The organism is Pseudomonas sp. FW305-25 (genome assembly GCF_017351415.1).
GTDB lineage: Bacteria > Pseudomonadota > Gammaproteobacteria > Pseudomonadales > Pseudomonadaceae > Aquipseudomonas > Aquipseudomonas chlororaphis.
This window is the reverse complement of the sequence record NZ_JACNDE010000027.1, coordinates 34,376-47,333: the sequence shown is the minus strand read 5'-3', so window position 1 is coordinate 47,333 and position 12,958 is coordinate 34,376. Positions and strand designations below refer to the sequence as shown.

The following is a 12,958-nucleotide window of genomic DNA, read 5'->3' as shown; positions in this document are numbered from 1 at the left end:
CGCATGCCGGCCGGCTTTTGCCGCGCAGTGCGGGCCGCTGCGTCCTTCTATTGGTGGGTGAAGGCCCGGGCAATGGCACTGACGCCAGGTCCGGCCAGGACGATCAGTAACGCCGGGAAGAGAAACAGCATCATCACGACGGACATTTTCGCCGACATCTTCGAGATGTATTCCTGCAGGCGCGTCAGGCGCCGGTCATCGAGCAGCAGCTTGAGCGACTGCAACGACTTCATCGCCCCGCCGCCCTGGTAAATCAGCTGTTGCAGGATCACGCAGGTGTCGGTGAACTCATCGACGGCCAGCAGCCGCGCGGACTTGTTCAGTTCGTCCCCCAGTTCCAGGCCGGAATCCACCCGGGCCAGCACCATGCGCAATTCCTGGGTCAGGGCCGGCAGCAGTTTCTGCGCGTCCTTGCTCAACACCCGCAGGGCCTGTTCCACCGCCATGCCCGACTCGAACAGGATGCGCAACAGGGGAATGAAGGTGGAGATATCGACCGCCAGTTGTTTCTGCCGCCTGCCGGCGGCCATGGCCAACAGGCGCTTGGGCAACAGGTAGCCGAGGCTCAGAGCGAACACCGGAGCGACCCAGTGGTTTTTCGCCGCCGGGAAAAACACCCCCTGGATCACTAGGGTCAGGCCCAGGGCGAGAATCGGTGTGCCGATCTGGCAGGCGGCGAACAGCGAGCGTTGCCGCGCGCTGCGCCAGCCCAGGCGGTTGAGCAGCAACTGGGTTTCATTGTCGAGCCTGACCGCGTGCTGGCCGATCTTGCTGTCGCCCAGCACGTGCAGCCAGTTGCCGAGTGTGTTGTCGCGCGCCAGGTGCCCCTGCAGGCGCTCGGTCACCTGACGCGTTCTCCGACGCTGTTCCAGCAAGCTGCCCAGCACCAGCAGCATGGCCGCGAGAAACAACAGTGCGCTGATCAGCAAGGCCGTCATGTCAAACACTCCGCAGCATGCGCCACAGCAGCGCGCAGCCGATGACCTGCAAACCGAAGGCGGCCAGCAGCATCATCCGGCCGCCGCTCTGGTTCCACATGCTCATCAGGTAGGTCGGGTTGGCTATCAGGAAATAGCCGGCCAATGACACCGGCAGGGCCGCGAGGACCATCGCCGTGATACGGGTTTCGCCGGTCATCGCGCGCAGTTGCCGGGCGGCCTGGTCGCGTTCGCGGATCAGCTTGATCAGGTTTTCCAGCAGCTCGCTGGCATTGCCGCCATAGCGGTGGTTGACCTTGAGCCCCAGGGCGAACAGGCGCAGTTCATCGCGCTCGTACAATTCGGCGAAGTCCGCCACCGCATCCGGCAGGTTGACCCCCAGCAGCACGTTGCGCTGGACCCGGCCCATGGCGTGCTTCAAGGGATTGTCGGCGGCCTCGATGCCGCCCAGCACCGCGTCGGCCAGGGTGCGTCCCGACTTGAGGCTGCGCACGGCATGGTCGAGCAATGGCGGCAGCTGTTCGATCATGCGCTTGAGGCGCCGCCGGTACAGCCAGCTGATATACAGGCGCAGCAGCACAGGCGGTGCGACGAGCAGGGCGAGCAGCCCCGGCCACTTGCCCAGCCCATACCCGAGCATGCAGCCCAGGGCCCAGACCACCAGCCATAGCCCCAGGCGTTCGGTGGGACGACCGAGGCCCGCGCGCAGAAAGGCCCTTTCGAGCCGGTTCCACGAGGTCTTTTCCTCGCTTGGTTGCGGTTGTCCCTGGGCCAGGCGGTCGAGCACCCGGGCGGTGCGGGCCTGGCGCAGGCCGCTGTAGAACATCCAGCCCGACAGCCCCAGCAGGGTCAGGCACAGGAGGGCAAGCAGCACGGGACCTAACATGCGGTGGCGCTCCCTGGCTCAGTTGACGGGCAGGTCGGCGTCGCGTCGCAGCTTGTCGCCAGCGGGGTTGGCCGCTTCGCGCAGAAAGCCGAAACCGCTACGTCGGTTCAGACGGAACAGGGTGTTGGTGACGTAGATGTTTTCGCGTACGCCGACCACTTCCACCACCTCGCTGACGCAGCGCCGGCCATCGGGCAGGCGCGTCAGCTGAATCACCACGTCCAGGGCCGCGCAGATCATCTGCCGCAGGGTGCGTTCGGCCACCTGGCGCCCGGTCAGGCCCACCAGGGTTTCCAGGCGCAGCAGGGCATCCTGGGCATTGTTGGCGTGCACGGTGCTCATGGAACCGTCGTGGCCGGTGTTCATCGCCGTCAGTACATCGAGCACTTCGACGCCACGGATCTCGCCGAGGATGATCCGGTCCGGGCGCATGCGCAGGGCGTTGCGGATCAGGTCGCTGGCCTTGACCTCGCCATGCCCTTCGGCGTTCGGCGGGCGGGTTTCCAGGCGCACCACATGGGGATGGCCCAGTTGCAGTTCGGCCACGTCCTCGATGGTCACCAATCGTTCGTGAGGGTTGATCAACTGGCTGAGGATATTCAGCAGGGTGGTCTTGCCGGTGCCGGTGCCGCCGCTGATCAGGATGTTGCAACGCTTGCCCACGGCCTCCTGGACGAATTCGAAGATCGCCTGGTCGATGGTCTGCATGGCCATCAGGTCGCTGCTCTTGAGCATGTCCTTGCGGAATTTGCGGATCGACAGGCAAGGGCCGTCGAGGGCGATCGGCGGGATGATCGCGTTGACCCGGCTGCCGTCGGGCAGCCGTGCATCGACCATGGGCGAGGACTCGTCGAGGCGTCGACCCAGGGGCGCGAGGATGCGTTGCATGACCCGCTCCACATGGTGCGCGTCGATGAAGCGCAGGTCGCTCTGGTGCAGCACGCCATCGCGCTCGACGAACACCCGGTGCGGGCCGTTGACCAGGATCTCGGTCACCGCCGGATCGCGCAGCAAGACTTCCAGCGGGCCGAAACCGGTGAGTTCGTCCACCAGTTCTTCGGCCAGGCGCTCCATTTCATAGCGGGAAATCGCCAGGTGCAGGCGCGAGATGTACTCGGCCACCTTGTCGGTAATGAAGCGCGCCAGTGCCTGGCGCGAACCTTCCAGCAGGTTTTTTCCCGATTCCTCGATGGCGTCGATGACGTAGCGATGCAGCACCAGTTTCAGGCCCTCGTGATCGGTGTTGCCGACCGGGCTGTGGGACTGGGCGCCGAAAAGTTTTTCTCTGCTCATCGACTTCCCCTGAGGCGTTCGAACCAGCCGGGCTTCGCCGTGGGCAGTCCTTGGGAGCGTCTGGCCAGGCGCTCGCCGAGGGTCTTCAGGGCTTGGGTCAGGCCTTCGCGGGGGGCCAGTTCGAACAGTGTGACGCCCTGGTTTTTCGCGTTGAGGCGTACCTCGGGGCTATAGGCCAGGACCGCGATCACTTCCAGGGCAAAGGTCTTGCCCAGGGTTTCCGCATCCGGAGCGACCCCGCGCAGGTAGCGGTCGACCAATAGGCGGGCGTGTTCCAGCTTCATGCCTTTTTCGCGCCAGAGATTGAGCACCGCCAGGTTGCGGCGGCAGTCGAGTACGCTCTGGTCGGTGTACCAGAGCAACTTGTCGCAATGACCGACGAAGGTGCGCAGGGCCTCGCTGTCCGGTTGTCCGGTGAGGTTCACCACGATGTGCTGGAAGTGCTGGCGCAGGGCGCTGAGCAGCATGTACAACTCGGCGGCGCTGGTGCGCTCCAGCGGCTCGTCATGGCCGGCATAGGCCAGGATCCGCAGCCCAGCTTCGGTGCTGGTGAAGGCACTGTCGATCAGGGTCGCATCCAGGCGCCGCAGATGGCGCAAGGCATCGCCGAAGTGGAACGAGCTTTCCAGCCCCAGCAGCGCCAGGCTGTCGCCGCGCGGCAGGCCGAGGTCGAGCAACAGCGTCTGCTGGCCGCTCTTCTGCACCACCAGCGCCAGATGGCTGGCGAGCAGGGCGCCATCGGCATCGCTCTGGGTGCCGTAGAGCACAGTCAGGCCGCCGAGTTGGGTGCTCGGCGTGACCTGGGGCAGGCGTTTGCTCAGGCGCCGTACCAGGCCGGCCACTTCGCTGGAGCGCGAGCCGTAGGCCACGAAGTCGCGGGCTCCGGCGCGCATGGCGTTGAGTACCAGTTGGTTGTCCATGCCGTCGCCCAGAGCGACGATGGCCAGCATCGGCTTGGCCTCCAGCGCGCCCTCGATCAACGCCGACTGGGTGACCACATGCTCGCGATCGAGACCGACGAAGACCAGGCTGGCGAATGTCACATCCACCAGCGCCAGCAATTCGTCGAGGCTGCCGCTGCCAGCGCTGACCACCTGCCCGAGTGGCGCCAGGGCGCCTTGCAGCCATTCCAGGTCGGTGCCGTTGCGGGTGATCGCGAGGAAGGTCTGGCTCAGGTTCTGACTCATTGCGATAGCCCACTGCGTTGATTGAAGTTGCGGTTTTCCAGGGAGTACCCGTTCGGGTCGTGCTTACACAGCGGGGCGTCGCCCTCGGCAGGTACACCGCTCGACATCAGGGGCCGGATCAGGCCTTTGAACAGGGGCTGGGAATCATTGGACATGAAGAAGTGTCCTTGCATGATCAGGGTGTTTGTTGGCTCGCTTCGATGCCGCGTATGACTTCTATCTGGGCGCGACGCGATGTGGCGTCGAACGTTCTGGTGGTGGAGGGAGAGGGGGTGGACAGGGCCAACTGGTTGAACTGGATCAAGGATCTGTCGGCGTTTTGCAGATGCTTCGACGCGCTTTTTTCGCCGGCCCAGTAATGCGCCAGGCGTTTCTCGTCGGCGCTGCGTACCGCCAGGCGCAGAACGCCGGCTTGAGCCGCGAGCATCAAGCGGCTCAGCAAGGGTTCCGGGACAGCCAGCAACACGCTGCGCGCGTTCAGGCGACGCTGATCCTGTTTGAGTTTTTCCTCGGCACTGGCGGGCGGCGAGCCCGGCTTGCCATCGTTGGTCAGGCCCAGTTGCTCGCCAATGCCCAGCACCCGCAGGGCCGGCACCACGACCTGGGCCGAGGGCAGCAGGTTGTTGCTGTCCTGGCGCAGGAACAGCAGCACATCGACGTAGTCGCCAGGGCTCAGTTGCCCGCTGGCGCCGATGACTTCGTCTACCGCGACGGCCAGGGCGCGCTCGTCGGCACGGATCATGCGGGCCACGCTGCCCCCGGCTTCGAAGCTTTCCTCGCTCAGCCAGGTCCCCGCCGGCAACGCCCGCCATGGCGTGCGTCCGATGACTTGATCGAGGCTTTTGAGGCTGCCGGCGGGCGCGGTGCGCAGCCGCTCCAGCGTGACATCGCCGGCCTTGATGGGAACGAACGGAGGTATGTCGCGTACCAGCACCGCGACGGGCTGGCGAGTCGCATCATCGGCGGAAGCAGTGACGGTTTGCACGGCGTCGGGGGAAGGCTGCGCTACAGGTTGCGCTGCGGGCCGGCGACTCAATGCCAGGCCCCAGTAACCGGCAATGAGAGCCCCCACCAGAAACACCCCAGCCAACCCCATAGTGATACGACTGTTCATGACGGCTCTCCCTTTCCCGCTGCATTACCGACTCGCACATCCAATGAGTCAATTTCGCAATCAGGCAGCTATGAACAAGCAACTATTTCGCTATTTGAAGGTAGAACAGCTGCAACAAAACGCCATTACTGTCGAGAAAATAACTTGGCTTATCCGTGCCCTGTCTGATGTCGCGTTTTTTTTGACGTCAAAGAGACGAGCTAATACTTAATGATTAATTCGTTCTTACAGTTGTTGGCTGGAATTTTGTTGACAATGCTGTGGTGGCACAGGGGAATCATGTTGCAACGCTGCAACACCCGATGCATTGAGGAGAAACTAGATGTTCTTCATTCTCGCTACCCAATGGATCACCCTTCTGGCCTCCCGGCTCCTGCGGTTCCTCAAGAATAACGAGGGGGCGTCAGGAATCGAGTACGCACTTATCGCCGGTATGGTGGCCGTGGCCATCGCGGCATTCGTACCTGACATTTCAAGCGCTATCACCACCACCTTCACGACTTTGCAAGGGGCGTTGGAGGGCGACACTACCGCTGCTGCTCCTAGTACCCCGTAACACCGGTCCTCAAGGCTTTATCGAGGCGTCGATACCCATCGGTATTCAGTCACTTTCAGGTATTGCCCATGAGCTCCTCTTCGTTTCCACGCCAGCAGCTTCTTCTCGTGGACGATGAAGAGGACGCTCTGCTCGAGCTCGCCGAATTGCTTGAAGGTGAAGGCTTTTGCTGCTTCACCGCGACCTCGGTCAAGCTCGCCCTGGCCCATCTCACTCAACACCCGGACATCGCGCTGGTCATCACCGACCTGCGCATGCCGGAGGAGAGTGGCCTGTCGCTGATCAGGCGCCTGCGCGATCACACCTCCCGCCAGCACCTGCCGGTGATCGTCACCTCGGGGCATGCCGACATGGATGACGTCAGCGACCTGCTGCGCCTGCAAGTGCTGGACCTGTTCCGCAAACCCATCTACCACGTGCGCCTGCTGGAAACCCTGAACACGCTGTTCCCGCAGCCACGCATCCATCTGGTCAATCCCTGAACCTTCGCGCTCCTCCCGATGCCCGGTTTTCGTCGCCGTCGGTGTGATTTTTCGATGGTGTCATAATGATGGCTCCTGTACATTTGCCGCCGCTTGTCCGGGCGTTTGCCGACAAGCCGGTAGGGATGCCTGAAAGACACCGGCGCGCCTGCTGAAACCTGTCGTCCGCGTTTCTGGAAGGGATATCCCCATTGAATACTTCATTCCTGCGCCGCTCGCTGCTGGCGCTGTCTGTGGCCGTCGCCGTGCCCCATGCGCCATCGTCGATGGCGGCGGACCTGAACTACGACCTCGGTGGCGGTGCCTTGAACAGCACGCTGCAGACCTTCGACAATGTGCGGTTGAGCGGGACGTCGCAGAACACTGGCGCCGATTTCAGGGGGTTGACGGTCCAGGGCGGTTTTATCAATGACGGGGCGGTCAATTTCAGCAGCGGCTCGACCCAGGCCGGGTTGTTCTTCGCTTCTCAGGCGTCGACCGCTTCGACCTTTACCGGCGACTTCATCAACCGCGGTTCGGTCCGGATCGACGGCCTGGATGCTTCTGCCACGCCGAGCGGCATTTTGCATTCCGGCAGCCAGATCGGTGGTGACTTGATCAACGAAGGCAATATTTCGGTGGCGGCCGAGGGGGCCGTCGGCCTGGATATCTACCAGGCGACCATCGCCGGCCAGGTGCTCAACACCGGAACGATTGCGGTCACGGGGGAGGGCGCCTACGGCGTGTTGATGTTCTCTACCTCCACCGGCATCGGCAGCGACAGCGCCATCAGCGCAACGACCATCGACAATCGCGGCACCATCACCGCTCGTGGGCGGAGCGCCAAGGGCATCGAAATCGAAAATGCCGTTTCCAACGGCGGGGTCAGCAACGGTATCGTCAACAGCGGCACGATTGCCGCCGATGGTATCGGCGTACACGTGGTCAGCTTTGCCAACCCCTCTGTGCTGTTCTCCATCAGCCAGACCGAGGGCCTGATCGAAGGGGGCATCGCGGCGATCCGGGCCGATCAGCCAAACACTTATTTCTACTGGCAGGGAGGGCAGGTCAAGGGTGATCTGCTTGGGCTTTCCGGTGTGTTAGCCAGCGGTGAGGTGAGCTTCGACGGCTCGACCATTCGCGCCGGCTATGTGGACATCGATGACGGCCGCCTGACCCTGCTGCGCCCGCAAACCACCCTCGATGGTGGGCTCGACCTGGACTCTTCGACCGCCATCTTGCGCTTGTTGCTGGACAACGATACCAACCCGACGACGCCGATCCTGAAGGTCACGGGCTCTACTTCTTTCGGCGAAGGCAGCCAGATTGAACTGGCGGCGCGCTCCAGCAATTTTCGCACCGGAGCCGATGGCACACGCTACACCCTGATCAATACCGGCACTTGGGAAGAGCCGCAGAACGCCAATGTGGTGTCGTCGTCCGCGTTACTGGAAGTCAAAAGCTTCGGCATCGAAGGCAATGACCTGAAGGCGCTGGTCACCACCAAGAACCCTGCGGTGGTCGAGGAGAACATCATCCAGGCGGACGGCTCGCAAAACGCCGCGAACGCCATCAAGCCGTTGTCGAACAGCCTGATGACACGGCTCGATGAAAACGATCCGGTGTTTCGCGCCTTTGCCAGCGCCTCCTCGGATGCCGAGCTGGCCAGGCTCTCCGAGACCCTGGGCCCGGACGTCAGCCGTGGCGTGATTCATGCCGCCACCAGCGGCCAGAATCTGGTCAGCAACGTGATCACCAACCGCTCCAGCAGCGCTCGCAATGGTTTGTCTTCGGGCGACGTGTTGGCCGGGAAGGGCGTGTGGCTCCAGGCGCTGTCCAGTGACGCCGACCAGGACAGCCGCAAGGGTGTCGAGGGTTATGACGCCAACAGCCACGGGATTGCCGTGGGTGCCGACGGCCAGCTCAACGCCGATACCACACTGGGCCTGGCCTACAGCTACCTGGATAGCGACGTGAAGTCTTCCTCTGGCAACAAGACCGATGTCACCGGCCATGCCCTGACCCTGTATGGCGACTGGACCCACGACAACTTCTTCGTCGACGCCTCGTTGATGTACGGCTGGAACGACAACGAGTCCAAACGCTACGTCGCCGGCACCCGCGCCAAGGGCGATTACGACAGTGAAATCTTCGGCGTCAATGCCCTGGCCGGCTACAGCCTGCGCCTTGACCGGCACCTGCTGCTCGAGCCGCAGATCGGTGCCCGTTACGCCAACGTGATGATCGATTCGTACCGCGAAAAAGGCAGCTCGGCGGCCTTGAATGTCGCCAGCCAGCGTTATGAAGTGGGCGAGCTGGGCATTGGCGCGCGCCTGGCCGCCGCGTTCGATCTGGGCCGGGGCAGCCTGGAGCCGGAAGCCAGGGTCATGGCCTGGCACGACTTCATCGCTGACAAGGCCAACACCACCTCGACCTTTGTCCTGGGGGGCACGCCATTCACCACCAGCGGCGCATCGCCGGTACGCGACAGTTATGAAACGAGCCTGGGCGCGACCTATCGCGTCGGTGCCTGGAGCCTGGGCGGTTCGTACAACTACCTGACCAAGACCGACTTCTCTGCTGACACCTTCACCGCCAAGGTGCGCTACGACTTCTGATGCTTGCCTGAACAAGACGACCCGCCTTGGAGCGGGTCGTTTTCGTTTGGCTTGAGGGGCTTTTTACAGCTGGTAGCTGAAACTCAGGGTGTAGCGCGGGCGCCGGTTGTGGGTGTCCAGGGCTTCATCGGACATCGGCTTGGCCGCTTCGAGGGAGATGTTGTAGTACTTGGCGTCGCCAAAGCGCAGGCCGACGGCGGCCGACGACAGGTCGTTGCCCTGGACCGGCAGTTCGTTGAACCAGGTTCGCGAGCGATCCAGCACCACGTACGGCTGGAGGATTCGCAGCCAGCGGTCTTCGCGATTGAAGCTGTAGTTCACCTCGTAGGCCGCGCCCCAGCCCTTGTCGCCGGACGCCTGGTCGTCGGGGTAGCCACGGCCGAAGTTCTGCCCGCCGAACACCGCGCGCTCGCTGTCGGGCAGGTTGTCGCGGCTCCAGTACAGGGCCGCCGACAGCACCCCTTGCCAGTTGTCGAAGAACTTGTCGCTCTGCACGCCGGACAGGCGCACGCGGAAGAAGTCCAGGTCGTACAGGTTGTCGTTGGTCTTCGCGCCCAGGGCGTCCAGCCCCTGGTACACCCCGGCACTGAGAATCCTTAGTTGGCGTGCATTGGCCTTGCGCCAGTCGCCCTCGAAGGCCAGGGCACGAATGTCGGTTTTCAGTTCGACGCTCTGCGGATAACCCACCACTTGATAGCGGGTCTTGTCGTTGACCGCATACAGGCGCGACCCCAGGATCAGCAGCTCGTTGGGCGCGGCGATGACTGGGTGGCTCAAGCCTATGGAGTAGCGGTCGTTCTCCCGGTGGGGCTTGAGTTCGAGGCCGTTGTCGAGCCGCACATTGGTCCCCGGGTCGGCGCGGTAGCGCGTGCCGTACAGGCTCAGCTGGGTGCCTTCGTCATTGAGAAACTGGTTGTAGTCCAGGCGGTAGTAGTGCTCGTGATCGTCCCCCGGCGGGAACAGGCCGCTGAGGGTTACCTGCTCGCCCATGGAGGTCTGCGAGTTGCTGCTGACCGCCAGCAGCGCTTGCAGGCCATTGCGGTTGTCGTCGGTGGTGCTGAGGCTGCTGGTGAACGGTTTGCGGCTGGCCTGGGCAATCAGGTAGGCCGCGCCGTCGGTGGTTCCCGGTGGCGGCACCTGGGCTTGCAGGGTGACCCCGGGAATGCGGCTCATCAGGGTGGTGTAGTGCTCGAAGGTCTTGCGGGTCAGCGGCCGTTCGGCCTTGAGTTTTGCCACCAGTTTGTCGAGGTAGGCCGAGACCGGGCCGATATCGCCCTGCAGCTGGTAGTCCTTGATGTAGCCCTCCACCAGGACCACGCGCACGGTGCCCTGGTCGAAGCTCTGTTGCGGCAGGAACGCATAGGACAACAGGTAGCCGTCCTGCTGGTAGCGGCGGGTGATTTCCCGGGTGGCTTCGATCAGTTGCCCCAGGGTGCTTGCATGGCCGATCAGCGGCTTGTAGATCTCTGCCAGCTCGCTCAGTGGATAGAGGGTGCCGCCCTCGATCTGCACGGTGCTGACGTTGACTGTGGTGCCCATCATCAGGGGCTGGGCCTGGGGTTCCGTGGGGGGCGCCAGTTTGGGCGCCGGGGTCGTGGGGCGGTAGGCGTCGGCCGGCAGGTTGGGCACCGGCAGGTTGCGGATGGTTTCGTTGCTATTGAGAAAGCTGGGAAGGTTTTCGGCGTGGACGTATGAGCAAAGCGAGACTAACAGCAAGGGAGCCAAAGCGCGCATAGGACACTCCATGGTCAAGTCGCAGCAACGCGAGAGGTACTTCAATCGGCGGCGCTTGTCAGGGTCTTGGCCTTGATCAAGGACTGCAACCGTCATGCTCCAGGCAAGAAAAAGACGAGAGACTCAATCGAATCCCTCGTCTCCAACCAAGCGTAGGCGCTGTAGGTAGGGCCGTCGAATCGGCCAGGTGCAAAACGCTTATCGGGTGCCGCCCAGGGTTCCGGTCAGCCCGCCGAGCACACCACCGAGGCTGCCCGTGGTGCCGCCAGTGGTGCCACCGTCGACCAGGGTCCCGACCGAGGTGACCGTGGTCCCCAGGGTGTTCACGGTCTGGCCGACGGTGCTCACCACAGGGTTGGGGGCGCTGGCGGTGAGGGTGGTGCCTACCGTGCTGACGGCGCCTCCTACCTGGGTGAGCAGGCCGGCGATGGGGGTGCCGGTGCCGGTCGTGGCGCCTACTTGCTGGGTCAGGCCGGTGACGGTCGTGGTGACCGGGTTCAACGCTGCGCCGACCGTGGCGCCGACACCGGCCAGTGGCGCAGTGGCGCCGACATTGGCCACACCCGTGCCGCCCAGGGCTCCACCCACCGAGGCTACGACGTTGCCGACCGACGCTGTGCTTACCCCTGTGGCGCTGACCAGGGTGTTGGTGTTGCCGGCATTCAAGCCGGTACCCAGGTTGACCACCGCACCGCCGACGGTTTCCAGCAGGCCGGTGCCGCCGATGGTTCCCCCGCCGGTGCTTGGGGCGGTCGTCAGGCTGCTGGTATTGCCGATGGTGGTGGCGACATTGTTCAGGGTGCCGCCCAGGGTATTGGTCAGCGTGTTGCCACTGCCCGTGGCGGTGACTTTGTCGCCCAGGCCGTCAACGGTCGTTGCCACCTTGTCGATCAGGCCGCCGACCGGAGCGCTCAGGCCCGTGGCGCTGACCACCTTGCCAGTCAGGCCTTCTGCCAGGGTGACGACCGGCACCAGCAGGTTGTTGCCGACCTTGTCTGTCACTGTCCCCAGGGGGCCGCTACTGGTCACGGTGGTGAGGGTGTCGCCGAGCATGCTGACCTTGTCGCCGACGCCGTCGAGTACCGGCGCCACCCGGGTGACCACGCCGCCCACCAGGGGAATGCTGCTGGTGCTGGTGGCCAGCTTGCCGCTGATGTCCGAGACGCCATCGCCGACGTCCGACACCACGTTGCCGACTATGGCCGTGGTCTTGCTCAAGGCCTGTGGATCGCTGCCCAGTTGGCCGAGGCCATTGGTCAGGCCATCGCCTACGGTGTCGACCACATTGCCGGAAGTGTTCACCGCGCTTTGCAGGACCCCGCCGACTACCGGAAGCGGAGCCAGCGCGCTGCTGAGGGTGCTGACACCGTCGCCGACGCCGCTGATGGTGCTGCCGAGGTCGGACACCAGGGTCGAGGTGACCAACGGGGTAGTGGTGGGGGTTGTCGGGTCGGTCGGATCCGTTGGGTTGGTTGGATCGGTGCCGCCACCGGTCCCGCCACCAGTACCTCCGGTCCCGCCAGTGCCACCCGTCCCTGCAGTGCCGCCGCCGGTTCCACCTGTACCACCCGTACCGCCGCCGATCCCGCCTGTACCATCAGTGCCGCCATCGATTCCGCCAGTCCCGCCTGTGCCCGCGGTGCCGCCGGCACCGCCCGAACCATCGCCGGAGCCACCAGAGCCACTGTCGGTACCTGCCGCGCTGTCGGGCGAGGAGCTGCCGGAACTGCTCTTGTGGCCGCCACCGCCGCTGCTGCAACCGGTCAGGCCGAGGGCCAGGATCAGGGCCAGCGCTGTGCTTGTTTTCAACCAGACTTGAGTTTTCATGAGTGAGATTCCTTGCACCTGTTACAACGTTTTGTTGTCTTCGATAACTCTCCAGTTCTGTTGCTGGAGATGTTTTCGTCCGTAGTCGCTATAAAAGGCCCAAGTGCTTTTTTTCACCATTCTCAAGTTGGTATTAACAACTTATATATCGGCTGTTTTTGCTCCTGCGGAAGGACTAATGCCAAAGGTGTGGTGAATGCATATGTTTTTTAAAAGATGTTATTAATCAGTATGTTGTGTTTTTCATGTGAGAACCGTGAGGGCGCGTCAACGAAAGTTATATATATACAATTAATTGCCTGGCGAGCCCGTCACGGATTTGGCGTCAACTTGTCTTATAATCC

The 12,958-nt window shown here is 63.4% G+C and carries 11 protein-coding genes; 3 read left to right on the top strand and 8 right to left on the bottom strand.

All coding sequences use genetic code 11. From position 1 onward, the window contains the following. Positions 1-47: 47 nt before the first annotated feature. From J4E58_RS22470 to cpaB, 6 genes are read right to left on the bottom strand one after another with little or no spacing between them, the layout of a single operon-like run. Complete coding sequence (locus J4E58_RS22470; RefSeq protein ID WP_087092538.1) at positions 48-938, bottom strand: type II secretion system F family protein; 891 nt, start codon at positions 936-938, stop codon at positions 48-50. A gap of 1 nt (position 939) precedes the next feature. Next, entirely contained in the window at positions 940-1,824 is an 885-nt protein-coding gene (locus J4E58_RS22465) for a type II secretion system F family protein (protein WP_053259499.1), read from the bottom strand. Positions 1,825-1,842: 18 nt separating this feature from the next. Beyond that, positions 1,843-3,117, bottom strand: coding sequence for a CpaF family protein (locus tag J4E58_RS22460; RefSeq protein ID WP_009041999.1), 1,275 nt, complete (start codon positions 3,115-3,117; stop codon positions 1,843-1,845). Continuing rightward, positions 3,114-4,304, bottom strand: coding sequence for a pilus assembly protein (locus J4E58_RS22455; protein ID WP_087092537.1), 1,191 nt, complete (start codon positions 4,302-4,304; stop codon positions 3,114-3,116). Before J4E58_RS22455 ends, J4E58_RS22460 begins: the two co-directional genes overlap by 4 nt. Next, positions 4,301-4,459 carry a hypothetical protein gene (locus tag J4E58_RS22450; RefSeq protein ID WP_172963078.1) on the bottom strand — a complete coding sequence of 53 codons (159 nt, stop codon included), beginning with the start codon at positions 4,457-4,459 and terminating at the stop codon, positions 4,301-4,303. The genes J4E58_RS22455 and J4E58_RS22450 overlap by 4 nt, the downstream gene beginning before the upstream one ends. Positions 4,460-4,479: 20 nt before the next feature. Next, on the bottom strand, positions 4,480-5,418 hold the full coding sequence (cpaB, locus tag J4E58_RS22445) for a Flp pilus assembly protein CpaB (RefSeq protein ID WP_087092536.1): 939 nt from the start codon (positions 5,416-5,418) through the stop codon (positions 4,480-4,482). Between the two features lie 322 nt (positions 5,419-5,740). Here cpaB and J4E58_RS22440 point away from each other — a divergent pair, with 322 nt between their 5' ends. The 3 genes from J4E58_RS22440 to J4E58_RS22430 all read left to right on the top strand — a co-directional run bounded on the left by J4E58_RS22440 (position 5,741) and on the right by J4E58_RS22430 (position 9,053). Further along, positions 5,741-5,974 (top strand): Flp family type IVb pilin, encoded by a 234-nt coding sequence (locus tag J4E58_RS22440; protein WP_087092535.1) that lies wholly within the window; start codon positions 5,741-5,743, stop codon positions 5,972-5,974. Between the two features lie 68 nt (positions 5,975-6,042). Then, on the top strand, positions 6,043-6,456 hold the full coding sequence (locus tag J4E58_RS22435) for a response regulator (protein ID WP_025807936.1): 414 nt from the start codon (positions 6,043-6,045) through the stop codon (positions 6,454-6,456). 191 nt (positions 6,457-6,647) lie between these two features. Next, positions 6,648-9,053: an autotransporter outer membrane beta-barrel domain-containing protein gene (locus J4E58_RS22430; RefSeq protein ID WP_087092534.1), complete on the top strand. Its 2,406-nt coding sequence runs from the start codon at positions 6,648-6,650 to the stop codon at positions 9,051-9,053. A 63-nt stretch (positions 9,054-9,116) separates the two neighbouring features. Here J4E58_RS22430 and J4E58_RS22425 read toward each other — a convergent pair whose 3' ends face one another. Continuing rightward, positions 9,117-10,787, bottom strand: coding sequence for a ShlB/FhaC/HecB family hemolysin secretion/activation protein (locus J4E58_RS22425; RefSeq protein WP_007928718.1), 1,671 nt, complete (start codon positions 10,785-10,787; stop codon positions 9,117-9,119). A 198-nt stretch (positions 10,788-10,985) separates the two neighbouring features. Continuing rightward, complete coding sequence (locus J4E58_RS22420; protein ID WP_087092533.1) at positions 10,986-12,614, bottom strand: collagen-like triple helix repeat-containing protein; 1,629 nt, start codon at positions 12,612-12,614, stop codon at positions 10,986-10,988. Positions 12,615-12,958: the final 344 nt, after the last annotated feature.